Here is a 22,476-nt window from a genome sequence, read left to right as displayed (position 1 = left end):
TCACATCAAGACTTGGCGGATTCTTCATACGGGGTTTAGGCGGCCGTTGGGGTTGTATGGGCGGGTGTTTGCGGTGGTGCGGGGGTTGGTGTTTTTGGCTGCGGGTGGGACTTTTGAATAAGCCTCAAGTGCTGCAGTTCCATGCACGTCACCACTTCTGGTGAACCCAAATCCTAAGTCGGACCTTGCTACACAATGCTCATGGCTACGCAGCCATAGGCTTCGGAGTGTTGAGAGCTTCGAGCGCCGCCCGCAGCTTGGTGCTGGAGGTGTGGGCGCTGTAGGGGAAGTAGACCACCTGCACGCCTACCTCAGCGAAGCGGTTTTCTAGGTCGATACCGCGCTGGGTGCCCTTCCAGTCGTCACCCTTGAAGAAGGTATTGAAGCGCACCTGTTCCCAGGTTTCGAGCTTGTCGACCACGGTTTCGGCGCGTACTTCGTCGACAAAGTCGATGTGGGAGACGATTTCCATGCGCTCGGTCAGCGGGACGATGGGTTTACGCCCCTTGGTGAGTTCTAGCATTTCGTCGGAGACTACCCCGGCGATAAGGTAGTCGCAGTTTTTCTTGGCCTGGCGCAGGATGTTGAGGTGGCCGACGTGGAAAAGGTCGAAGGCGCCGGCTGCATAGCCAATGTTCATGGGTCCCCCAGAGTGTGCGTGTGGGCGCGGTGCGAACGCGCTAGTACAGGTGTGTTTCTCCACTTAACCCTACGTTAAGGTGGGGAGCAAGGTAAGGACGATACCGGGGGCACTTTGGGGGACAGCCCAGGTCAGGGCGTACTTAGGGCAACGAAACCCACCCCGCTACAGCCCGGCAGGGGCGGACGCTTTGGAGTGGGTTCTGTGCGCTGAGCTGGGGCTTTGAGCTGAGCTAGGCTTGCATGCGGTGTTAGGCTGCCGCTGCTTCCTTGGTGGCTTCTTCGGCTGCAACCCAGGAGAGCATGGCGCATTTCACGCGGGCAACAAACTTGGAGACACCGGCGAAGGCGGCGGCGTCACCGAGAACTTCTTCGTCGGGTTCGATTTGGCCGCGGGAACGGAGCATCTCGCGGAAGTCGTCGACAAGCTGCTGAAATTCCTGGGTGCTCATGCCGGGGGCCATCTCCGAGAGTACGGAGGCAGCTGCCATGGAGATGGAGCAGCCGTCGCCTTCCCAGGAGATAGTGTCGATGGTGTTTTCACCGTCTTTGAGGGTAACGCGCAGGTTGATTTCGTCGCCGCAGGTGGGGTTGTACTGATGGTTGGTTGCGGCTCGGGTTCCCTCGGCGGGGTCGATGAGGCCCTCACCGGAGCGCTGCTTGGAGTGTTCGAGAATGATCTGCTGGTAGAGCTGTTCAAGACCGCTCATATTCGGTGTCCTTCTTTCAGGGTGGGTCGCTGGCGGAGCCTACCCATTGTATTGCTGTGGTGTCTCTTAGTCGGTGTAGCCGAAGTAGCTGCGTACCTTGGCGAGTTCTTCGATGAAGCGTTCTACGTCGTCGGTGGTGTTGTAGATGTAGGCGCTGGCGCGGGTTGAGGCGGTGATGCCAAGAGCCCGGTGTAGGGGCTGGGCGCAGTGGTGGCCTACGCGCACGGCGATACCTTTTTCGTCGAGGAGCTGGCCGACGTCGTGGGGGTGCACGCCTTCGACGTGTACCGAGGTGAGTCCGGCTCGGGGCTGGCCTGCTGCCGGGCCGATGAGGCGGACGCCGGGGATTGAGCTTACGCCTTCGGCGAGGAGCTGGCCGAGCTTGGATTCCCAGGCATGCACCTGCTCCATGCCAAGGTGCTGTAGGTAGCGTACGGCTTCGGCCCAGGCGACGGCCTGGGAGACCCGCTGGGTGCCTGCCTCGAATTTGATGGGGGCGGGCATCCATTCTGCTTCGGTCATGGTGACCTTGGTGATCATGGAGCCGCCGGTAAGGAAGGGGGGCATGGCTTCAAGCAGCTCATTACGGCCGTAGAGGGCACCGATACCGGTGGGGGCCAGCATCTTGTGGGCTGAGAAAGCTGCGAAGTCTACGCCGAGTTTTTTCACGTCAACGGGCATGTGGGGCACTGACTGGCAGGCATCCAGCACCGTCAGAGCTCCGACCTTCTTAGCCAGGGTGACCATGAAGTCCACGTCGGTGATAGAGCCCGCGACGTTTGAGACATGGGTGAAAGCAAGGATGCGGGTGCGGTCGGTGACGATTTTCTCGGCAGCTTCGTAGTCAATGAGCCCCTGGTCGGTAACGGGGATGTAGCGCAGGGTTGCACCGGTGCGGGCAGCCAGGATTTGCCAGGGGATGACGTTGGCATGGTGTTCCTGCTCGGTGGTGACGATTTCGTCGCCCTCTGCCAGCGCGAAGCGGGTGGCGGCGTCCCCACCGATTCCGGCGGACGCGTTGCCGAAGGAGTAGGTGAGCAGGTTGAGGGCTTCGGTGGCATTGGAGGTCCAGACCAGCTCGTTTTCTGCGGCGCCAATGAAGGAGGCTACGGTGCGGCGGGCGTCCTCGAAGGCGTCGGTAGCATCAACGGCAAGGGTGTGGGCACCGCGGTGGACGGCCGAGTTGGCACCAAGGTAGTAGTTGCGTTCAGCGTCAAGTACCTGCAGGGGGTTCTGGCTGGTCGCACCGGTATCGAGGTAGGCCAGGGGGTGGCCGATGACCTCGCGGTTGAGGATGGGGTAGTCCTTGCGAAGTTCGGTGACGAGTTCGTTGGTGAGCTCTGCCCCGGCTGGGGTGCGGTAGCTGCTAGCCACTGTCTTTGCCTTTCCGTTGGGTACGCCTGGTATAACGGCATGTTTTTCTAGCCTATTCCCTGCGGGGCAGAATTGGTAGTTAGGTATGACTACCAGCAGTCAAGTGCATCTGTATGGCTCTTTGCGAACATACAAACTACCGATGAGTTGGCAACAGTCTTTTTAGACTCAAAGAGGGCTTTTCAACTAAATTCCACGACAGGTACGCAAGACCCATCGCAACAACCAGTGTTAGAAAAGTATTAATCGCGATGCCATACCTGGCGGTTCCTGCTGCAATAAAAAGCTGTTGCACAGGGAAGGCATAAATATAAACCCCATAGGACAGGTCATTTTTATACCCCCAGTAAATCTTAAGAATTGCGGCTAGCCCCAGCACACCATAGGCAAAAATTAAGTGCAGGGTGTTCATAAGATATACATTATCAAAATAATGAAGAATAATTGTCAAAACTACTGCAACAACTACTAAAGGTTTTCTAACTTTAATATAATCACCCCAAACATAAAGCAGTGAACCAGCAAGAAACATTGGCACCAGACGGGCAAAACTCCAATACATAGTGGTGGTTGCGTCCGCAGCATCTAATACAGGGTACATTAAAAGACTTCCCACAAAAGCAACAGTGATAGTGACTCTCTGAAAATTTCTAACATAGGGTAAATAAGCCAGCGGGATGAGACAGAGATATGCTACAAATTCATACCAGAGGGTCCAAGTAGAACCATTCCATGCCTGGTAAGGGAGACCGATTTGAGTTCCCTCAATAGCAAATTGAAGATTATAGAGATTAAAATTCTCCCAAAAGTAACCTAAACTCTTTTCTGTATCCCAAGCGAATTGAGATGTTCCCAGCAGATAAGAGATGGGAACAGCCACAACAATAACAAAGAAAAGAGATACCCAATACCCAGGGAATATTCTTAGAAACCTTCTCCATAGATAAGATAAAGGCCCAACTCGCTGCGCACTGGCCAAGATAAGGAAGCCAGATATACAAAAAAATAAATTAACAGCCATCCCAGAAATAAATTCCATCCGAGAACTTACGCCGCTTGTCAACGGATAAGCGTGACCCCAAATAACCAATGCCGCTAAAATAAAACGAATAAAATTAAGAGAATTTTTTGACTGAAGGATTGCCTCTCGCAGTGTGAGAGGTGTAGAGGGTGAAGAGATTTTATGCATCGCGTTCCTTTCTATTGTGTGTGATATCGCTGCTGGGCAGCCAGCAGTCCCTCTTTAATCAACATTTCTGTAGCGTCTGCTGCATTAGAAATGAGGAAGGGCAAATCTTTCTTCTCCGCTGTGGTAAAAGGCTTCAGCACAAAATCAGCGGTCTGCATCTGCCCCGGAGGGCGGCCAATCCCGGTACGAACCCGGTAATAGTTCTTGGTGCCCAGAGCCTTGGTAATATCACGCAGGCCATTATGGCCACCTTCTCCCCCACCGATTTTTAGTTTGATGGAATCAAAAGGAATATCAAGCTCATCGTGCACCACGATGATCTTTTCAGGGTCGATGCCGTAGAACTGAGCCAGCGCAGACACCGGGCCACCCGATACGTTCATATAGGTCAGGGGCTTAGCTAGCACAACTTTCGCACCCCCTACACCGAGGCGTCCTTCGAGCACCTGGGCTCGTGCCTTACTGTGCTTCTTGAAATTACCGCCTACAGAGTTTGCGAGCTCATCGAGCACCATCTGCCCAATGTTGTGACGGGTTGCAGCGTACTCGGGGCCGGGGTTACCCAGACCAACGATAAGCCAAGCATCTGACATATTTTCGCCCTTCCTACGGCGCAAGAATGCGGTAAGCATGTAAAGAGTCTATCGAGCTAAGAGAAGGCCCGCACCGTCGTTGACTACGGTACGGGCCTTACAAAGAGGTGAGGTAGCTATAGAGCTTACTTAGCTTCGTCTACCTGAGCGTCAGCTTCTGCGCCCTCGGGAGCGTTTTCGCCTTCTTCGCCAACCTCGGGTACGTCGAGTTCCTCGGGCTCGGAGATATTAACAACCAGCAGTTCTGCATCTGCTACGAGGGTAACGCCGGCGGGCAGTTCAACGTCAGAAGCGTGAACGTGGGCGCCTGCTTCGCGGCCTTCGATGTTAACAACGAGAGCTTCGGGAGCCTTCAGAGCGTCTGCTTCAACGAGCAGAGCGGTTTCTTCCTGGTTTGCAACGGCACCAACGGCGGGTTCACCCTCAACGTGTACGGGAACCTCGATCTCAACGCGCTCTCCGCGCTTAACGGTCAGCAGGTCGATGTGCTGTAGTTCGGGGCGGATGGGGTGGCGCTGGATGTCCTTGATCATGGCCAGGTGTGAGTCACCTTCGATGTCGAGGTCGAGAATAGCGTTGGGGACGCGGGCTGCCAGGGTGGTTGCGTGGCCGGGAAGTACAACGTGCTTGGGCTCTTCACCGTGGCCGTAGATGACGGCGGGGATGTCACCGGCCATACGGATGCGGCGGGCGTAGCCCTTACCGAAGTCGGTGCGGACGGTTGCGGAAATCTTGATGGTCTCTGACATGAGGGCCATCCTTTCTGTGGTTAGTTGTCGATGCGCCAAGTGGTGTAGTGAACTGGCGCCAGAAATCGATTTCTAACCAGCCACCGTCAGTTCCGGACCTACCGGGGTTTCCCACCGGCATTCCACTGCCTTGGCTTTATGCGCCTAGGGCACAAATAGTAATTATTACGCAAATTAAGGCAGAATACAAGTAAACAATCAAGTTCTTTAGGTCACCACAAACCACCGACTCACACATTCAGCTTATGTAGCATAAAACCTTAACGAGCCCACCGAGACAAAAGGAGTCCCCTCAAGTCTTTAGCAGAAATAATAAAAAGGTTTTTAGCTAAAATTATATTAGTTAGGCTTATTTTGGACTTGGCTTTCACCATCAGTGATTTAAGACCCGAATGTGAAGTGCTATGCTCTTCAAGCTTCCGTTGCTTAAATTTTTCATACCCTTCAGGCTCATGGATTGTACTCTCACCTTCCCAATCCGCCAACCCAGGGCGCACTACTTTCAAATCAATCACCTGATAAGGTGAGACGAAAGAAGTTCCAGTTAAATCCGTATTGTAGTCATCTGCAGCCCAGCTAACCCCTTTAGCTTTTTCAACCTGAGAAACAAATTTTTTACTAGCCCCGCGGGAAATTAGATATAAACCCGTTCCAGCTATTTTATCAGCATAATGCCCCATTTTGCGATCCGAGCCGATTTTCTCGGAAAGAAGCGACATTGCATAGTATTTCAAATTCTTAAGGGAACCAAAAATTGGCTCAGAAAGAAGAACTATTTCCTTACTCTGCGATGACTGAAGGATTTCTTCAAGCATTATATGGAAACCCTTGACAGGTCTTGCGTCATCTTCTGCCACGAGCATCAAATCTTCATCTTCACCAACTTCCTCAGCAAACTCTTTAATGACACGATAATGACTTACTGCACATCCCATTTCACCGGGGTGCGGATCACGTAAAGAGCGGAGACGATAAACTTCTATATTAAAGTCTTTGGGAATGTGTCCATCACGAGTGTCTACAGCATCAAAAACACTGAATTCAACTCCCCAATTAGACTTTTGAAACCCTTCAAGCCGAGGCGAATCAGACAGGGCTATTACAACAGATTTTGATAGCAAATCAAGCACTCCTCAGTATGTATCTTAATTATTTTTCACACGTGCGATTGATATAAGCAGAAAGGCTTTCATGATAGTTTTTTGGAATATAACCGGTTTTACTAATTTTGGAAAGATCCATAGCTGAGTTAACAGGGCGCGGCGCAAATAGTTCTGCCTTTGCAAAGTATTCTGCTGTAGTCACAGGAGTTACCCTGTCCGCTGAGTGACCCATCAGCTCAAAAACAGTTTTCGCTAAGTCAGCCCATGTCAACACTGCCCCTGTATTAGAGACATGGTAAGTACCGAACTCGCAGTTCTTCTCGATCAAATGCACAATCGCTCCAGCCAAATCCTCTGTAAAAGTAGGGCGGCCATGCTGGTCAGAAACTACGGTGGGGTTCACGCCACGCTCTGCCAGGGACTTCATGATTTCAATGAAGTTCTTGCCATCGCCCATCACCCAGGAGGTACGCACAATATAGTGGCGGCGTACCGATCGGACGGCCATCTCACCGGCAGCCTTTGACTGGCCGTACACGCCCAGAGGAGCTACTGGGGCGTCCTCTGTGTATTCTTCACCGAGCGGTAAGGAACCATCAAAAACGTAGTCAGTAGAGACATGTACCAGTGGGATGCCAGCTTCATCTGCGACCCGTGCCAAGGCCGCAACACCAGTTGCGTTGGCAGCCCAGGCGTCCGCACGCCCTTCAGGAGTCTCAGCCTGATCAACTGCCGTGTAGGCTGCTGCGTTAATAATGCCACGCAGTGAACGCCAACGGTAGGCATTAACCCAGCTCTCAGGACGTGCCACATTAAGCTCCGCACGAGTCGTGGCGATATAGGGGGTGCCAGAGGCCTCAAGCTGCTTGACCAGCTCACGCCCCAGCTGCCCGTTAGCACCAACCACCAGCAAGGGAGCCGGAGTAAGGGGCTCTACATCAGCAAGCCGGGGGTGGTTCTTGTCCTTCTCAGAAAGTTCTGCCTGATCCAGAGAAATCGGCCAGTCAATTGCTACTGTCTCATCAGCAAGGTTAAGGAAGGAGTACTCCCCCTGGGCATCTGCTGACCAGTGGTCATTCACCAGGTAGGTGTAGGCGGTGTTGTCTTCCAGAGTCTGAAAGGAGTTACCTACCCCGCGGGGAACAAAAACAGCGGTATCGGGGCCAAGCTCTACAGTGACGGTCTTACCGAAGGATTCACCGGCACGCAGGTCAACCCAGGCACCAAAAATGCGACCGGTAGCAACAGAAACGAACTTATCCCAGGGTTCAGCGTGAATGCCGCGGGTGGTACCTGCTGTTGCGTTGAAGGAAATGTTGTTCTGTACAGGGCCGAAGTCCGGTAGACCAGCGGCAACCATTTTCTCGCGCTGCCAGTTTTCTTTGAACCAGCCGCGGTTATCGCCGTGCTGCGGAATATCGATAACGAGCAGGCCCGGAATCTCCGTTGTGTGAACGGCTAATTCTTTAGGCATTACTGGCCTGCCTTTGCGTACTTAGCTTCGACCTCAGCTTTGAGGGGCTCCCACCAGGCGCGGTTGTCGGTGTACCAGGCAATGGTGTCTGCTAGGCCCGCTTCAAAGTTGGTGAACTGGGGCTCCCAGCCCAGCTCTTCACGCAGACGGGTGCCATCGATAGCGTAACGGAGGTCGTGGCCGGGGCGGTCAACTACGTGATCGAAGGCGTCCTCAGGCTGACCCATGAGGCGCAGGATGGTACGCAGAACGGTGATGTTGTTTTCTTCACCGTTAGCGCCGATGAGGTAGGTCTCACCAATCTTGCCCTTTTCGAGGATGGTGTGGACGGCTGAAGAGTGGTCTGATGCGTGGATCCAGTCGCGCACGTTCAGCCCTTCACCGTAGAGCTTGGGCTTGATGCCAGCCAGAATATTGGTGATCTGGCGAGGGATGAACTTCTCGATGTGCTGGTAGGGACCGTAGTTGTTGGAGCAGTTAGAAATTGTTGCTTCGATACCGAAAGAACGAACCCAGGCACGAACCAGTAAGTCAGAGCCTGCCTTGGTTGAAGAGTAGGGGGAGGACGGGTTGTAGGGGGTGGTTTCAGTGAACTTAGCGGGGTCGTCTAGTTCGAGGTCGCCGAAGACCTCGTCGGTTGAGATGTGGTGGTAGCGAGTCTTGTGCTTGCGAACAGCCTCAAGCAGAGTGAAAGTACCAATAAGGTTGGTGTGGATAAAGGGGCTAGGGTCGTTGAGCGAGTTATCGTTGTGGGACTCAGCTGCATAGTGGACGACCGCATCGGCCTGCGCAACCAGGGAATCAACGACGTCCATGTCAGCGATATCCCCCTTGACCAATTCAAAGCGGTCAGAAGGAAGCCCTGCGAGTGACATTTTATTAGCGGCGTAGGTCATCTTATCGAGCACTACAACCTTGTGGTCAGTGTTATCTACCAGGTAGTGGACAAAGTTCGAGCCGATGAAGCCGGCGCCGCCGGTAACAAGAATATTTCCCATGAATACAACAGTAGTGGCAAATCACCTTATTTTGGGTTTCTACTAGCCCCAAAAAATGTGGTGTTCATGCCAGAATGGGGGTATGAAGGGAATTTTACTCGCAGGTGGCACAGGTTCACGCCTCCACCCCATTACACTCGGCATCAGCAAGCAGCTCACTCCGGTTTACGACAAACCGATGATTTACTACCCCATTTCCACCCTCATGCTGGCAGGTATTCAGGATATTCTGATTATCACTACGCCTCAAGACCAAGAGCAATTCCAGCGCCTTCTGGGTGATGGCTCACAGTTTGGGGTTAACTTCAGCTATAAGGTACAGCCCTCTCCGGACGGCCTTGCACAAGCTTTCATTTTGGGCGAGGAGCATATCGGGGACGACTCAGCAGCCCTAGTATTAGGCGATAATATCTTCTACGGCCCGGGGCTTGGCAACCAGTTGCGTAAATATAATGACGTGGACGGGGCTGCTGTTTTTGGTTATAGGGTTGCGGACCCTACCGCCTACGGTGTTGTTGAGTTTGATGACAACTTTAAGGCCCTCTCTATAGAAGAGAAGCCCGAAACGCCAAAGAGTGATTATGCAATTCCCGGGCTTTACTTCTACGACAACAATGTGGTGGAGTACGCCAAGAATATCAAGCCTTCAGCTCGCGGAGAGCTTGAAATTACTGACCTCAACCGTGTCTACCTTGAGCAAGGAAAGCTCCAGGTAGAAGTGCTTCCCCGCGGAACGGCTTGGCTAGATACTGGAACGTTCGATTCGCTAGCAGACGCCACCAACTATATCCGTACTGTTCAAGCTCGCCAGGGCCTTTCTATCGGCTCACCCGAAGAAATTGGGTGGCGTATGGGCTGGATTAGCGACGATAAGCTCGAAAAGCTAGCAGCGCCCCTAGTGAAGAGTGGCTATGGGGCCTATCTGATGGGACTGCTTTCTTGACCTATAAAGTCTGCCAGAACTCGTTTTTCCTAACCTAGAGGTCTGTTGGGTCCGCTGGTAGACTCAAGAAAGTTTATTTGTTTTCTTCTTACTCGTATTTATATTTAGGTGACCTATGACCATACTCGATGTCATGCGCATGTTGCGCGTCAATCTGAAACTTCTCCTCGCGGGGCTTCTCGTAGGTGCTCTTCTTGGCTTAGGCTACTCAATGCTTCAGCCTAAGGTCTACACTTCTCACGCCACCGGCTATGTAACGGTCGGTGACGGTGCCGGAATCGGTGACGTTATATCAGGCTCAGCAGCAGCAAAAGAAAAAGCTGCAGCTTATTTGGCTTTTGTTAACAGTGGTCCGGTAGCTGAGGAAATCGTGGCAGCTAACCCTGAACTGAACCTCACCCCCGCCCAGGTTCAGGGGAATCTCCACGCTTCAGTAGATGCGAACTCAGCCCTTATCAATGTATCTGCCACAGGGTCTTCACCTGAAAATGCACAGGCGCTTGCTAACAGCTCCCTGCAGGCGGTGGCAAAAGTTGCAAATGATTTAGAGGGATCAAGTTCAGTACGAGTTATCCCTCTAGAAGATGCGACTCTTAGCCGAACTCCGGTAAGCCCAAATGTATTTAAGCTTGTAGGTATTGGCGCTCTGATTGGTCTAACTCTCGTTCTGGCAGCAATCTTGCTACGTCGCACCGTAGACACCAAACTACGTACACGCGATGACGCTACTAAAGCAGCAGATGCCGGTATCTTGGGCGTATTGCCTGTCTCAGAAGAACTCTCTGAGGATAATATTCTTCGTTCTCAGAAGGACCACATCTCGCAGGAAGCTATCCGTCAGCTACGCACCAATTTGCGATTTGTAAATGTTGATAATCCCCCTCGCGCATTTATTGTCACCTCTGCTGAACCCGGCGAAGGTAAATCAACTGTCTCAGCCTCTATTGCTCGTGCTTTGGCTGACGCGGGTGAACCTGTCATTATTATCGACGCTGACTTGCGTCGCCCAACCATTGCTAAGAAGTTCAAAATTGACTCCAAGGTTGGTCTCACACAGGTTCTTGCCGGTCAGGTCGAGCTCGCGGATGCTGTTCGTCAGTTTGAAGACACTCAGCTCTTCATCTTGCCTGCTGGTCGTATTCCGCCGAACCCCTCTGAGCTCTTGGGGTCTGATAAGATGCGCCAGCTCATCGCGGAACTCGCTTCTGAGTTCACTGTAATTATTGACGTCCCCCCGGTGCTGCCGGTTACCGATGCGGCGCTCCTCTCAACTGCTGTTGACGGCGTTGTTTTAGTAGGTAGTGTAGGTAAGACTCGCAAAGAGAACTTGGCAGAAGCAGCAGCGAACTTGCGCAAGGTCAATGCTCAGTTGATAGGTGTTGTTATCAACCGTGCTCCTCGCACCGGTCTAGGTAATACCTACTATGGGTTCGCTTACTCTTCTAATGGTGCCTACTCTAACTATTACGGTGTGGATGAGGCAGACTCCCAAGGTAAGGGTAAAAAACGGAAGCGCAGCCACAAAGTAACTGCATAGACCGTCGCTATCGGTCTCTAGAAGAGGGGGAGGCCTAAGCCTTCCCCTCTTTCCGTTACTGCCAGCTAGCTCTTATATTATGAAACAGGATATTTGTGACAACACCATCAGCACCGCGTGAGACCTTATCCGAAGGCGAAAATTACCAAGAGGTCCCCCTCAAAGCTCGTATTATGTTAAGCCACGCACATCTTCAACGGCTGGCAACCTTAGCTGAGGTCGATCTCTTGCACATCAAGGGATATATCTTTGGTCAAGATACATACCCCGCTACGCGTACCAGCACCGATGTAGATATCTTGGTTCGCCCACACCATATAGATTCTTTTGTGAGAGCAGTTGAAAATGCTGGGTGGAAGGTCTTAACAACCTTCAAGACAGGGTCTGATTACCATCACGCGATGACTATTTATCACCCCACGTGGGGGTTAGCTGATGTGCACCGAGCTTTTCCTGGCCTGGGTTCCGATAGCGGTACTGCGTTTAACCGTTTATGGGAACAGCGCCGCGCTAAAACTATTGCTGGTTATCCCTGTTTCACCACTTCACTGGTCGATTCCCGTATCGTAGTCTATATCCATGCTGCGCGGTCTACCTCTCCACGTAAGCCTGACGTGGAGTATCTCAACCAACTTCTTACTAAAGAAGAAAAGCATCTCTTAGAGGAGAGAGTGTTTGAGTTAGAAGCTATGCTGGCTTATTCAGCAGCTCAAGGCACTATAGATGATTATGCCTCTCACCCTGACTATTTATTATGGAGAACCGCTTCACAAAAAACATCAGATATGACTCGCTGGTATGCCAGAGTTAAGACGGCCCCTGGCTTCATCGCTAAGATTAGAACGGTGCTAGATATTTTTAAGGTGAATAGAGATCATCTTGCTATGGAGTTAGGCCATTCCCCCAGCAAGCAAGAAATACGTCAAAAATTTCTCAGTAGATTCACAAAGCTTGCTCCTAGGAATCGAAAGACAAAGAAATGAAATACCAGCGGTGCGCCACTACAGCCTATGTTTACGGTTCTGAAATATCCCTCGACAATCAAGAAGTACTATACGTAGCAGATATTGAAAGTTCTCATATCTTTACTTTCAATGGTGTAGGTCTGCTGATTTGGGAGTTGTTAGAAACACCTATGGGTGGTGAAGAACTAATTCATGAGATGGCTGAGATTTATGGTGTGGACAGAGAGACCGTGGCTGACAGTATTTTAGATTTTCTAGCTACGTTAGAGAGACAAGGGTTCATCGAACAAGTAGACTAAACAAAAGGATAAGTAGACATTAAATGCAGAGAAGCTCCCCGCCCGGGGAGCTTCTCTGCATTTTATTGATGGCTGACTGATTTTCTATAGTTTTCGTATTTCCTGGACTATTTTTTCTCTGAATCGCTCTTCGGAAAATTTCTGTACGTGAGCTTTCACCGTAGAAGCATCGAAATCCGCGGGGTTGAAACGGCGCACGGCAGCCTCAATCTCGGAGGGTGTGGGAGACTCGATGAATATTCCGTTGATGCCTTCGACTATGGTGTCGAGGAAACCTCCTGCATGGAGAGCGATGGTTGGCTTCCCGAAGGCTCCCCCTTCGAGGGGGGTTATACCGAAATCTTCATGGGATATTGCCAGTAGTGCGGTGGCATGGGCGTAAGCGTAGCTCATTTGTTCATCGGAGAGATTTGAAGCAAAAGCCACGTTAGGGGTGGCTTTTTCTTCTAGCTCATTTTTCATGGGACCGGCCCCGATGACCAGGAGTTTTTCTTCGAGTGTTGCAAAGGCTTGAAGAGCTTGTTGCACATTTTTGTAGGGCAGGAGCCTTGAAACGATTAAGAAGTAGCCGTCAGCCATAAATTCTTCAAGACCTTGAATTTCTTTTAGACGGTCGCCCTCTTTAACGGAGAAAGGCGGGTAGATGATGTCTACGTCTTTACCGTAGACGTCCTGAATTCGATGTTGGATTGTACTCGAATTTGCTACATAGTGTGTCTGTTTGGCGGCAGCCTGCTGGTCCCATCGCAGCAGGAGGGGCCGGAGGAATTTAAAGACCCCGACGATTAGCGGATTCGCTGTATCTCCTAGATATTGGTCTGTTAGGTAGATCCACCGGGCTGGTGAGTGACAGTAGACCAGTGTTTTTTTGGGTAGGTGAAACCCGTGGGCCCAACCAGTTGATGAGACCAAGACTTTATTTGCCCTGGGACGTAAGAGACTTGAGAAGAAGGGCAGAAGAGGAAGAGCTAGCCTATGGTCTTTTCTGAAGAGGGGTACTTTATTAAGGGGAGAGGTGATGATTGTGCAGTTTTTGAATTCTTCGTACGTCTTTTCTGGGTCGTACAAGGTCGTGTAGATGGGTGCGTCGGGGAAGGCACGATGCATGGCAAGGACGACACGCTCCGCTCCCCCACGCTGGGTAAGGTAGTCATGTGCGATGGCTATAGGAACGCAATCAGCCTTCTTTGGGCCAAAACTAAATATTTTATTACGTATGCTCATATAAAAACACTCTATTTAGAAAATAACCCTTGCCCGGTTAGGTCGTTTAATACCAGTAAAGCTGGCACTATGTATAATGAGTGCCATCATTTTTTCAGCAAGCCACTTCGGAAGCCTGTCTGCGACTTGGTCGATCCCATTACCAAATATTCTAATGGTTTTCTCTGTTATAAAAAATGAAAGAGTCTTGACGCAAGCACCCCACAGTCCGGAGGGGGTAGCATCTTCTAGAGAGTCTTGACCATGTTTCTGCAAAAATATTTGACGGGATGCACCTGAATGCAAAGCCCGCCGGGCACGACCTGCTGTAGTAGTAGCTGCAATATAATGGTCTACCTCAAGATTAGGAGCAAGTAGTAGCTCAACACCTGCCTGATGGAGCATATAGCCCATATCAACATCTTCCCAGCCGTATCGCCTATATCGCTGATCATACCCCCCAATCATTTCAAATATTTCAGAAGTCATTGAACAGTTTGCTGCCCAGAAATGCCATATCTGATCTGTGGGAGTTTTATAGGCATCCTCACGAAATTTTCTATCTCGGTAGTACCCATAGACTCGTGCATGAGGTGTATCTGGGAACTTATTATGAACTAGTCCCATTACACCTCTAGGGCGATTCCCATCATGATAGCTTATATGATTAGCAATGAAATCTGATTTCACAGCAATATCATCATCACACCTAATAAGTACAGATGCATCAGCAGCGTCATACCCCGTATTAAGAGCTGATACGCGCCCTTCATTCTGTTCAAAAACGATTACGGAAAGATTTAATTTACTCCGATTAATGTATTTCTGAACAACCTTCTCAGAGCCGTCAATATCACCATCAATCACAACGATAACTTGAAAATCATTTTCAGTTTGATTTTCCAAGGATTCCAGAGGGTGATGAAGTTTTTCTGCTCCTCCACGTGTAGGAATAATTACTGCTGCTTTATATTTCTTAAGTTCCATTGGCATTTTCTTCCACTATTTCATGTCATGAATCAACTTGGGCAAAGAGTCGTCAGTTCGATTTTTCACAGCATACACTACAGAAGCTAAAGGTTTAATAGCATAGCGTATTGAAGCCACAGGATTTTTTGCACGGATACAAGACACAAAATTATTCATAGAATCAATTATCACATTAACAACCCAGAACTGACTGTTCATTCTTGGAAAATCGTTTGGATATTTCTTCCAGATATGCACTTCTGCTAAATTTGAATTATGTATTTTCTTTATTTTAGCTTTCATGCCTTTAGTCTCTCGAAAAAACATAATCATTTTTGGGTTACATTCATACGTAACTCCATGTTTGTTGAGGCGGATTGCTAATTCAGAGTCTTCACCCCCGTAACGGGGCAAAGAAAAATCGAACCCGCCAAGTTGAATGAGCAGATCTTTACGAATAGCAACATTGCACCCTACAAATCCGACTCCACCTCGCTTTAACTCGTACACCGAGTTACGTCCGAGGGGCTCTCCTCTCCCCTGAGTGTCCAATCTATGTAATGGTCCACCAACAACATCGTATTGTTCCGAGGATAAGTAAATAGATTCAATCCAGCCCTGATCTGCCTCATCATCTGCATCGCAGAATGCAATGTATCGTCCATGAGCTTCTTTAATGCCTACATTACGAGCGCCCCCCACCCCTGGATAGTCGGATGAGTCAACAACTCTTAGGGGGACAGGAAAGAGAGCAGATATTTCTTCTACCACTGCGGCTGTGCCGTCAGCTGACCCATTATCTGACACAATCACTTCCCAGCGAGCTTCTGTCTGTTGCTCAGATAGAGATTTAAGCTGATTTTTAAGTAGGGGGAGACCATCTTTACTCGGTATTACAACGCTAATGTCCATAAGAACTCCTTCAAGAGTAGTAGATATATTTTATGTGAGATGCTTAGGCTTATATTTTTTTGAAAGGTTCGGAAGATTAAATAACCAAAATGTTTGTTTACTAAAAAATATGCATAGTAATAATGGTAACCCCACGCCTAAAAGCACCGAAACCATCAAGATGACCCACGGTTCAACAAACCCAAGCTTTACAAGGACTATGCGAACAGGAGGTGTAATCAATAGATGCATAAGATAGATCTGCAAAGAATTAATACCGATAAACTGAAAAATCTTCATGGTATTTTCATTAGAGAATACAGAAAAAATTAAGATGATAGAAGCTACTGCAACTACACTCGCGACCATACCAAGCATCTTACTCTGAACTGTAATTAGGGGGTCCGTCAAAGTTGGGGTGGTTAAATGGTAGCCAGATTTCAACAATAAAGCATATATCAATACCAAAATAATGCTTAAAGAAATTCTTAAATAAGTTGAATTCTTTGCAAGTAGACTCAGTCTAGCTGTACCTATTAGTGCCCCAGCTAACGCAAATGAGCTAATGCCGAAACCTCGCTGAAATATTTCTGGGATATCTGCCCCCCAGCTAAACCATGTAATAAAGTTGAAAATAACAAAAGATACAATTCCCCTCACATATGACTGCCAGGGACGTAACACTACAAGAGTTATAAATATAACAATCATCCACTGCAGATACCATAGATGGGCTAGAGGCTGCACAATATTCAAGACATCTAGCCATGTGGTTGAACCATTCGAATAACGCGCACCGAGAATCTCAAAAAGTCCCTGAATTAAGGTCCAAACCAGATAGAGATAAATATAAAAAATAACTCTATTCACCACGAACCCCCAGCTCTTTCGCTTTTCCCACGCTGCTGGAATATTTAGGCCGAAGAGAAAAGCAAAAAGTGGCATATGCACTAGGTAAAGGCTCGTATTTAATAGTTGAAAAGTAACAGGCTGTTCCTGCGTTAGGCCAGCAGCTATTAAACCGATATTAGCATGTCCCAGAACTACCGCTATAATTGCAAAGCCTCGAACGGTATCTAGCCAATGAACCCGAGTAGGTAATCTTGATTGAGACAGAGACACGTGTTTACCCAAAATGCTTAATAACTCTTTCCACATTGGCTTGGCCTGCTACCGGTGAGTAGTTTATAACCCAGCGTTCGTATGCAGCTGCTACGATTTCAGTGGCTTCTTCAGGGTGATGACTTAATGTCGTGGCAACTTTTTCTATCATTTGGGCCAAACTATTCACATCATTTGATTTGCATATCCATGGGTAATTTTCCCCAACTACTTCCGGAAGACCTCCAGAACGGGTGACTATTAAAGGCTTTTTTGAGCTCATTGCTTCTGCCGCAACTAGCCCAAAAGGCTCCTCCCAGACTGAGGGAACCACTAGAATATCGATATTCTTCATAAACTCTGCTGGAGTGACCCACCCCATCTCCGTGGTTACGTCTTTGACAGCTTCAAGTTCCGGAGCAACAACACTATATTCTTGGTCATCGATAAAGCGGGCTGTTCCACCGATTACAAGATGATAGTCAGCTGGGCTTGCAGATGAATTCAGGTTTTTAATTGCTTTACACAGAATATGTGTACCTTTGATAGTCGAGGTCCGCCCAAGAAAACCCACCCGTATGGTTCTTCCGGCAGCGGGTATACCTTGAAAATTTTCATCTATATTTTTGGATTCTTCTGAGGAGACGGGGTGTACCCAGTTAGGCAAAACAATCGAATTGGCGATTTTACGTGCCATAAAATTACTGGGAACAAGGGTTATACGAGATTTAAACCGTGCGATTGGTTCAAGGACTTTGAGCTTACCTACGGGCAGTTGATGTAAATGTATGATTCTTTCGGAATGCCCTGCTGTAGCTACTGATGGCAACATACCATTGCACCACAATAAGGTTTTGCTGTTTCTGTAATGCCAGATTCGCAATCTCATCATATAAGTCAGCCGTTTGCGAGCAGATAAGACGAGTACGGGCAATCCTTTACTGCGCGCGGCGTCGACTAGTTCAGATGGAGCAGAAGGACCAATGACAAGCACGTCTTCACCATTTGCACGGAGAGCTTCAGCGATATTGAGAAGCATTACTTCTCCCCCGCCTATATCCCCGTTATTTGTTGCAATTGCAACTTTTGCCACTTGTCTTTACTCCTTGCTCTAAATTCTCAGTGTATATTGTCAGATTTAAAGAATTTTAGATTTGACACCCATATAAGCTGCCGTTTTTTTGGGAACAGCAGTCAAAGATAGGGCATATCCAATAGCTATACCCCAGGGGATAGTTAAAATTACCTCACCAAGGCGCCAGCTGCAGATAAGAAGAAAGACAGTAGCAGCCTCTGCTGTCATATTTCGGTGAGAGGCACTCACCTGGTTTGTTTGTCTCCAAACGAATACGGCATAGAAAGTTAACCCAAGAATTGCTATAGCCCAGGGCCAACCGCCCTCAACTAGCAATGTCCAAAATGAGTTATGAAAGTATTGTCTTTGTCCGTTCTCTAATACAACGGTAGCCTGTCCTAGCCCAAGCCCGTGCCAAGGAGCAGCTTCAGTCTTGGCCCAGGCCGCAATGTCGATTTGCTCGCGGAACCAGTCAGTACCTTCGCGGTCACCGAATACAGAGAGATGTGCAAAATTTGTTTGCATGTAGTCAAAAATCCACCCAAAGAAAAAACCAAGAATCATCTTAAGAAGTAGATTGGCTCTCTGGGCGAAAAGAATCCAAAGAATACCCAAGATGAAACCGCCCATACTGGTTCGAGATTGAGTCTCAAAAAGCAAAGGGAGAGCAATCAATAGGATTACGACTCTCTGCCATCTTTTATGGAAAAGACCAAAAAGGATGATGGGCACAAATCCATAATACATACCAGAAATATTTTTATCACCTAGCCACCCGGTTAGTGCAGAGCCATAGTATGCAGGAGCAACGCCAGCATAGAACGCCACTGCGTTTACTATCATACCGATGCCTAGCCCGAGCATTAGCGATTTAAAATGGACTCTGTGATCCGCAATTAAGAAGAGTAATCCTACGACCACCATAAAACGTATAGTACGTCGCAATGTCTGTTCTGGGGTAGAAACACCTGTTGTAAAGGACATGACGGATATATAGACCATGGCCAAGAGGAATACCGCGGCAAAGATATTTAGTTTTGCAACAGTATACCGAGATGGTTTAGCAAGCCTCAGACCAATCAGTACAATAGCAGCACCGACATTGACCGCGAAACCCAGACCAGGTATCGGAATACCAGCAACAACTAGCAACCCACCGAATATGAGCTCAAGTGCTTTCAGCTTTCCAGTACCATGAAGAATATCTTTAACTTCATCCTTCGTGTTCTGTTGGAAAGTAGCAATACGGTCTTCGAAACTTACCTCGGATTTTGCAAGAGTACTAGCCATGCTTTAGAACTTCCTGGTACTTCTTACTGATGTTCTCTGTCATTTGGACAGTAGAATCCCATGCAAATTCTGAATCTTTCACGCTATTCTCGCTGAACTCAAGAATTTTCTGGGCTGCTGCCTCAACAATTTCTGACCGGTTTGAAGAGGTGAGGGCAGGCACCATCTCTTCAGATGCTAGCTGCTCAGGGTTACCGCCCATTGCAGTTGCTATAACTTTTAGACCGCCCGCTTTAGCCTCAAGAAGGGTATACGAATTATTCTCCGCAATAGATAGCTGCACGAGAAGGTCGTTACGTCCCATCACCTCAAACGGATCGTTAAAGCCAGAAAAGTTCACATTCTCCTGGATACCCAAATCTGCGACCTGCGTCTGCAGAGCCTCCAGGCATTCGCCCTTCCCAGCTATTTCAAGTTGAGCAGAAGGGTCCTGCTGAAGAACCAGAGCGAAAGCATCAATGAGCACATCAATCTTTTTCTCAGGTGCTAAGCGTGCCATAGAAACTACACGAAGTACGCCTGGCTGACCGGGTACTCGTTTTTGGGTGACCTTATCGGCGACGACGTCCAGATCAACGCCGTTAGGTATAACCGTGACGTTGCGGGCACCCCACTTCTTACGCATCTGTACCGCATTGAACTTAGATACAGCAATCTTGCCGTCCGTAAACCATAGACGGACCCGGTGGACTGTCTCCATAATTTTCTGCTGACGAACAGTTTTGTGGTATACAAGATCGTCAACAGCAATACCGTGTTCGGTGCTCACCAGCTTAGGTGCATGGACAGTCTTCTGCACGAAGTGGCGGGCCTTGCGCGCATTTACCACGGCTACCGCGACTACATCCGCATAAGCCAGGTGGGTATGCACCAGCTCAGGTTTAACCTCCTCAATAACACGGTTCAGAGCCTTATAGGAGGCCACAAACCCATGGTCTGGGCCGAAAAGTCCAGTCCGCACGTCAGCACCCAGGCCTTCTAGATGCTCAGACAGCTCGCCCTGAGGGCAGAAAAAGACCAGATTGTATCCAGGAATTCCGTTCCGGGCAATATCTACTAAGTGGCGGGCTACCCCTGCGAAGTCGGGCACCGGCATGCATAAGAGGACAGTAGGCTGTTGTGAATTTAGAGCCATTTTTCGAGCCTATCGAGTGCGATGAAGAAGCCTTCGCCGTTGTTGACGTGGCCCTGCCAGATTTCGGGAATGAAGGAGGACTTGGGGGTCAGTTCGCGCAGCTGCTTACCGAGTGCTGCCCAGTCCACGTCGCCTTCACCGACCTGTACGCCTTCGCCGTCTACGCCGATGCCGTCTACCAGGTGCAGGTGGATGGAGCGGGGGGCCAGCAGCTCGACGGCCTCTGAGAGAGGAATCTTGAGGAAGTTGGCTGCCAGCATGGTGTGGGAGATGTCCAGGCAGAGGGCGGTGTTGTAGGTGTCGGAGAAGTCAGCGGTGTCCTTGGGGTCAAGGAAGAGGTTGTGGTACTGCTGACCGCCCATGAGCCAGGGGTAGGGGGGCAGGGTCTGGGCCGCGATACGCACGCCTGAGGTATCGAGCTTAGCCAGTGCCTCGCCGATACGCTCATACTTGTCGGCGCGGGCGGACGGTGCAATGTGGCCGTCCTTGGTGAAGCCACCCATGGTGACAACCATAACCGGGTCGTCGTCCACGGTGAAGTAGCGGGTCAAATCGCGGGTAATGTCGATGGTACGCTGGACCTCTGCGATGGAGCGTTCCCAGGTTTCCTGGTCGCGAGAGGCCAGGTCTACCAGGAAGTCACCGGCGAAGAGGTCGGGCAGGTGGGTGGTAAAGGACATGTCGAGCTTGCGGTCGAAGACCTCATCGATGTTGACTTCAAGATCCTTGTAGGAGAAGTGGAACTCCAGGAAGTCAGGCTCGGCGTCCTCAATCAGGGGCTTGTAGTCGTGGTAACGGACGGGCAGACCCCAAGGGCGGTCAAACTTGAAGTCGCGGCGGGTCACGAGGTCGTCCTTCAGATCGCCCTCGAAGAAGAAGGTGCCGGCTTCAACCTCACGCTGCATGGTGCGCCCCAGAAGCTGGGGCAGGTAGTTGGGCTGCAGACCGCGGCCGGGTGACTTGACCTCGACGTCCGCCTCGGTCACGACCTCACCCTTAGCAATGGTGCGGGTAGCAACCAGCGACTTAGCAAGGTTGACGCGGTTCATGAGCTCACCGGTGGAGACCTCGCGGGGGGCTGAGGTACCGATAGATTCCTCTACCTCACGAATCTGCTGCACCATAGCCTTGAACTCGTCAGGCAGCAGGGAGACGGTGTGGTCGTTGCCTTCGAGGGTCTTATCGATGGTGAAGTGCTTTTCAATAATCTTGGCACCGCGGGCAACGGCCGCAATGGGCACGTGGTAGCCGCGTTCGTGGCCCGAGTAGCCCACCAGGCACTGACCGATTTCAGCCAGGCGGTCCATGTAGGCCAGGTTGACGTCCTTGAAAGGAGCGGGGTAGGTGGACTGGCACTGCAACAGGGCGTAGGAGGCGCCAAGGGAGCGCAGCAGGTTAACCGACTCTCGGATCTCTTCTTCGCGGCTCATACCGGTGGAGACCAGCATGGGCAGGCCGCGGGAAGCCATATCGCGCAGCAGCTCGTGGTTGGTCAGGTCAGCTGAAGCGACCTTGAGACCCTGAATACCGTAGTCGACCAGAGCCTGGACGGAGGGGCCGTCCCAGGGGGTGCACATGATGTCCATATCGTGCTGTTTGACGTGGTCAAAGACCTCGTACATCTGGTCAACGGTCAGAGAGAAGCGGGAGAGCAAATCAAGGGTGTACTGCACACCCAGGTCTTCACCGGCTGACTTTGAGCCCTTCTGGCGGTAAAGGGCATCCATGTCGCGCAACTGGAACTTAACGGCATCCGCGCCGGTATCAACCGCCAGGTCGACCAGGCGCTTTGCCAGGTCAACGTCACCCTGGTGGTTGTTGCCAATTTCGGCAATGATGAAGGAGGGTGAGTCTTCGGTGATTTCAGTGCGGCCGATACGCAGTACGTTCTGCTCGTCCATGGCGATAGCAACCAGGTGGCCGCGTTCATCTACCAGGGGAAGGTGGCTGATTCCCTTGGCAAATTCGCTTTGAAGCTCCGCGGGTTCTGAACCGATGGGAGCGGTCTTAACGCCCTGGTTAGCTACCTCAAGAGCACTAGTTTCGAGGGACGCGGTGGGGTTAGCAATGAGCCAACGGCGGAAATCGCCATCTGACAGGGATCCCTTAAGCACACCTGACTCGTTAACCAGGAAGATAATGCGTTGCCCATTGGCAGAAATCTTCTGCAGAGCGGTGAGCACCGGATCCTCAGAGAAAACGATGTAGGGAGTGATATTGCGTTCGATAATCATGGTGT

Annotated in this window: 21 protein-coding genes; 4 read left to right on the top strand and 17 right to left on the bottom strand. The window is 50.2% G+C overall.

Translation table 11 applies throughout. From position 1 onward, the window contains the following. Nucleotides 1-205: 205 nt before the first annotated feature. The 9 genes from L6758_RS10115 to rfbB all read right to left on the bottom strand — a co-directional run bounded on the left by L6758_RS10115 (nt 206) and on the right by rfbB (nt 8,829). On the bottom strand, nt 206-640 hold the full coding sequence (locus L6758_RS10115) for an adenylyltransferase/cytidyltransferase family protein (protein WP_237205871.1): 435 nt from the start codon (nt 638-640) through the stop codon (nt 206-208). 250 nt (nt 641-890) lie between these two features. Further along, nucleotides 891-1,349, bottom strand: a complete 459-nt coding sequence (sufU, locus tag L6758_RS10110) for a Fe-S cluster assembly sulfur transfer protein SufU (RefSeq protein ID WP_237197422.1) — start codon at nt 1,347-1,349, stop codon at nt 891-893. Between the two features lie 66 nt (nt 1,350-1,415). Beyond that, nucleotides 1,416-2,723 carry a SufS family cysteine desulfurase gene (locus tag L6758_RS10105; protein ID WP_237205872.1) on the bottom strand — a complete coding sequence of 436 codons (1,308 nt, stop codon included), beginning with the start codon at nt 2,721-2,723 and terminating at the stop codon, nt 1,416-1,418. Nucleotides 2,724-2,859: 136 nt separating this feature from the next. Further along, nucleotides 2,860-3,912 carry an acyltransferase family protein gene (locus L6758_RS10100; RefSeq protein WP_237205873.1) on the bottom strand — a complete coding sequence of 351 codons (1,053 nt, stop codon included), beginning with the start codon at nt 3,910-3,912 and terminating at the stop codon, nt 2,860-2,862. Nucleotides 3,913-3,923: 11 nt separating this feature from the next. Beyond that, complete coding sequence (pth, locus tag L6758_RS10095; protein ID WP_237205935.1) at nt 3,924-4,505, bottom strand: aminoacyl-tRNA hydrolase; 582 nt, start codon at nt 4,503-4,505, stop codon at nt 3,924-3,926. A 125-nt stretch (nt 4,506-4,630) separates the two neighbouring features. Then, complete coding sequence (locus L6758_RS10090; protein WP_237187101.1) at nt 4,631-5,254, bottom strand: 50S ribosomal protein L25/general stress protein Ctc; 624 nt, start codon at nt 5,252-5,254, stop codon at nt 4,631-4,633. Nucleotides 5,255-5,514: 260 nt separating this feature from the next. Then, nucleotides 5,515-6,375, bottom strand: a complete 861-nt coding sequence (locus L6758_RS10085) for a glycosyltransferase family 25 protein (protein ID WP_237212071.1) — start codon at nt 6,373-6,375, stop codon at nt 5,515-5,517. Between the two features lie 28 nt (nt 6,376-6,403). Then, nucleotides 6,404-7,831 (bottom strand): dTDP-4-dehydrorhamnose reductase, encoded by a 1,428-nt coding sequence (gene rfbD / locus L6758_RS10080; RefSeq protein WP_237205875.1) that lies wholly within the window; start codon nt 7,829-7,831, stop codon nt 6,404-6,406. After that, on the bottom strand, nt 7,831-8,829 hold the full coding sequence (gene rfbB / locus L6758_RS10075) for a dTDP-glucose 4,6-dehydratase (RefSeq protein WP_237205876.1): 999 nt from the start codon (nt 8,827-8,829) through the stop codon (nt 7,831-7,833). The genes rfbD and rfbB overlap by 1 nt, the downstream gene beginning before the upstream one ends. Before the next feature lie 82 nt (nt 8,830-8,911). Between rfbB and rfbA the strand changes: the two genes are divergently transcribed. The 4 genes from rfbA to L6758_RS10055 all read left to right on the top strand — a co-directional run bounded on the left by rfbA (nt 8,912) and on the right by L6758_RS10055 (nt 12,573). After that, on the top strand, nt 8,912-9,772 hold the full coding sequence (gene rfbA / locus L6758_RS10070) for a glucose-1-phosphate thymidylyltransferase RfbA (protein ID WP_237205877.1): 861 nt from the start codon (nt 8,912-8,914) through the stop codon (nt 9,770-9,772). 115 nt (nt 9,773-9,887) lie between these two features. Continuing rightward, nucleotides 9,888-11,309, top strand: a complete 1,422-nt coding sequence (locus tag L6758_RS10065; protein WP_237205878.1) for a polysaccharide biosynthesis tyrosine autokinase — start codon at nt 9,888-9,890, stop codon at nt 11,307-11,309. A 95-nt stretch (nt 11,310-11,404) separates the two neighbouring features. After that, a complete protein-coding gene (locus L6758_RS10060; protein WP_237205879.1) occupies nt 11,405-12,292 on the top strand; it encodes a nucleotidyltransferase family protein in 888 nt (295 codons plus the stop codon). After that, nucleotides 12,289-12,573, top strand: a complete 285-nt coding sequence (locus L6758_RS10055; protein ID WP_237205880.1) for a PqqD family protein — start codon at nt 12,289-12,291, stop codon at nt 12,571-12,573. The genes L6758_RS10060 and L6758_RS10055 overlap by 4 nt, the downstream gene beginning before the upstream one ends. A gap of 84 nt (nt 12,574-12,657) precedes the next feature. Here the strand turns inward: L6758_RS10055 and L6758_RS10050 are convergent, their stop codons facing one another. Genes L6758_RS10050 through L6758_RS10015 form a run of 8 tightly spaced genes read right to left on the bottom strand, consistent with a single transcriptional unit; the run spans nt 12,658 to nt 22,471 of the window. After that, the gene (locus tag L6758_RS10050; protein ID WP_237205881.1) at nt 12,658-13,797 is read right to left on the bottom strand and encodes a glycosyltransferase; all 1,140 of its coding nucleotides are present in this window, start codon (nt 13,795-13,797) and stop codon (nt 12,658-12,660) included. A 15-nt stretch (nt 13,798-13,812) separates the two neighbouring features. After that, a complete protein-coding gene (locus L6758_RS10045) occupies nt 13,813-14,763 on the bottom strand; it encodes a glycosyltransferase family 2 protein (RefSeq protein ID WP_237205882.1) in 951 nt (316 codons plus the stop codon). A 15-nt stretch (nt 14,764-14,778) separates the two neighbouring features. Beyond that, the gene (locus tag L6758_RS10040; RefSeq protein ID WP_237205883.1) at nt 14,779-15,657 is read right to left on the bottom strand and encodes a glycosyltransferase family 2 protein; all 879 of its coding nucleotides are present in this window, start codon (nt 15,655-15,657) and stop codon (nt 14,779-14,781) included. Between the two features lie 30 nt (nt 15,658-15,687). Further along, nucleotides 15,688-16,758, bottom strand: coding sequence for an acyltransferase family protein (locus L6758_RS10035; RefSeq protein WP_237205884.1), 1,071 nt, complete (start codon nt 16,756-16,758; stop codon nt 15,688-15,690). Between the two features lie 4 nt (nt 16,759-16,762). Further along, nucleotides 16,763-17,830, bottom strand: a complete 1,068-nt coding sequence (locus L6758_RS10030) for a glycosyltransferase family 4 protein (protein WP_237205885.1) — start codon at nt 17,828-17,830, stop codon at nt 16,763-16,765. A 45-nt stretch (nt 17,831-17,875) separates the two neighbouring features. Continuing rightward, on the bottom strand, nt 17,876-19,102 hold the full coding sequence (locus L6758_RS10025; protein WP_237205886.1) for an O-antigen ligase family protein: 1,227 nt from the start codon (nt 19,100-19,102) through the stop codon (nt 17,876-17,878). Then, entirely contained in the window at nt 19,095-20,198 is a 1,104-nt protein-coding gene (locus L6758_RS10020) for a glycosyltransferase (RefSeq protein ID WP_237218647.1), read from the bottom strand. The genes L6758_RS10025 and L6758_RS10020 overlap by 8 nt, the downstream gene beginning before the upstream one ends. A gap of 29 nt (nt 20,199-20,227) precedes the next feature. Beyond that, a complete protein-coding gene (locus tag L6758_RS10015; protein ID WP_237205888.1) occupies nt 20,228-22,471 on the bottom strand; it encodes an N-acetylneuraminate synthase family protein in 2,244 nt (747 codons plus the stop codon). Between the last annotated feature and the right edge of the window lie 5 nt (nt 22,472-22,476).

It is taken from the genome of Rothia nasimurium, from assembly GCF_928382285.1.
GTDB classification, from domain to species: Bacteria; Actinomycetota; Actinomycetes; order Actinomycetales; family Micrococcaceae; genus Rothia; species Rothia nasimurium_E.
This window is presented reverse-complemented; position numbering and strand designations above follow the sequence as displayed.

Coding starts and splice junctions, on each gene's coding strand:
- L6758_RS10115 (WP_237205871.1), bottom strand. CDS start 640: ATGAACATTGGCTATGCAGCCGGCGCCTTCGACCTTTTCCACGTCGGC.
- sufU (WP_237197422.1), bottom strand. CDS start 1,349: ATGAGCGGTCTTGAACAGCTCTACCAGCAGATCATTCTCGAACACTCC.
- L6758_RS10100 (WP_237205873.1), bottom strand. CDS start 3,912: ATGCATAAAATCTCTTCACCCTCTACACCTCTCACACTGCGAGAGGCA.
- pth (WP_237205935.1), bottom strand. CDS start 4,505: ATGTCAGATGCTTGGCTTATCGTTGGTCTGGGTAACCCCGGCCCCGAG.
- L6758_RS10090 (WP_237187101.1), bottom strand. CDS start 5,254: ATGTCAGAGACCATCAAGATTTCCGCAACCGTCCGCACCGACTTCGGT.
- rfbD (WP_237205875.1), bottom strand. CDS start 7,831: ATGCCTAAAGAATTAGCCGTTCACACAACGGAGATTCCGGGCCTGCTC.
- rfbB (WP_237205876.1), bottom strand. CDS start 8,829: ATGGGAAATATTCTTGTTACCGGCGGCGCCGGCTTCATCGGCTCGAAC.
- rfbA (WP_237205877.1), top strand. CDS start 8,912: ATGAAGGGAATTTTACTCGCAGGTGGCACAGGTTCACGCCTCCACCCC.
- L6758_RS10065 (WP_237205878.1), top strand. CDS start 9,888: ATGACCATACTCGATGTCATGCGCATGTTGCGCGTCAATCTGAAACTT.
- L6758_RS10055 (WP_237205880.1), top strand. CDS start 12,289: ATGAAATACCAGCGGTGCGCCACTACAGCCTATGTTTACGGTTCTGAA.
- L6758_RS10050 (WP_237205881.1), bottom strand. CDS start 13,797: ATGAGCATACGTAATAAAATATTTAGTTTTGGCCCAAAGAAGGCTGAT.
- L6758_RS10045 (WP_237205882.1), bottom strand. CDS start 14,763: ATGGAACTTAAGAAATATAAAGCAGCAGTAATTATTCCTACACGTGGA.
- L6758_RS10040 (WP_237205883.1), bottom strand. CDS start 15,657: ATGGACATTAGCGTTGTAATACCGAGTAAAGATGGTCTCCCCCTACTT.
- L6758_RS10025 (WP_237205886.1), bottom strand. CDS start 19,102: ATGGCTAGTACTCTTGCAAAATCCGAGGTAAGTTTCGAAGACCGTATT.
- L6758_RS10020 (WP_237218647.1), bottom strand. CDS start 20,198: ATGCCGGTGCCCGACTTCGCAGGGGTAGCCCGCCACTTAGTAGATATT.
- L6758_RS10015 (WP_237205888.1), bottom strand. CDS start 22,471: ATGATTATCGAACGCAATATCACTCCCTACATCGTTTTCTCTGAGGAT.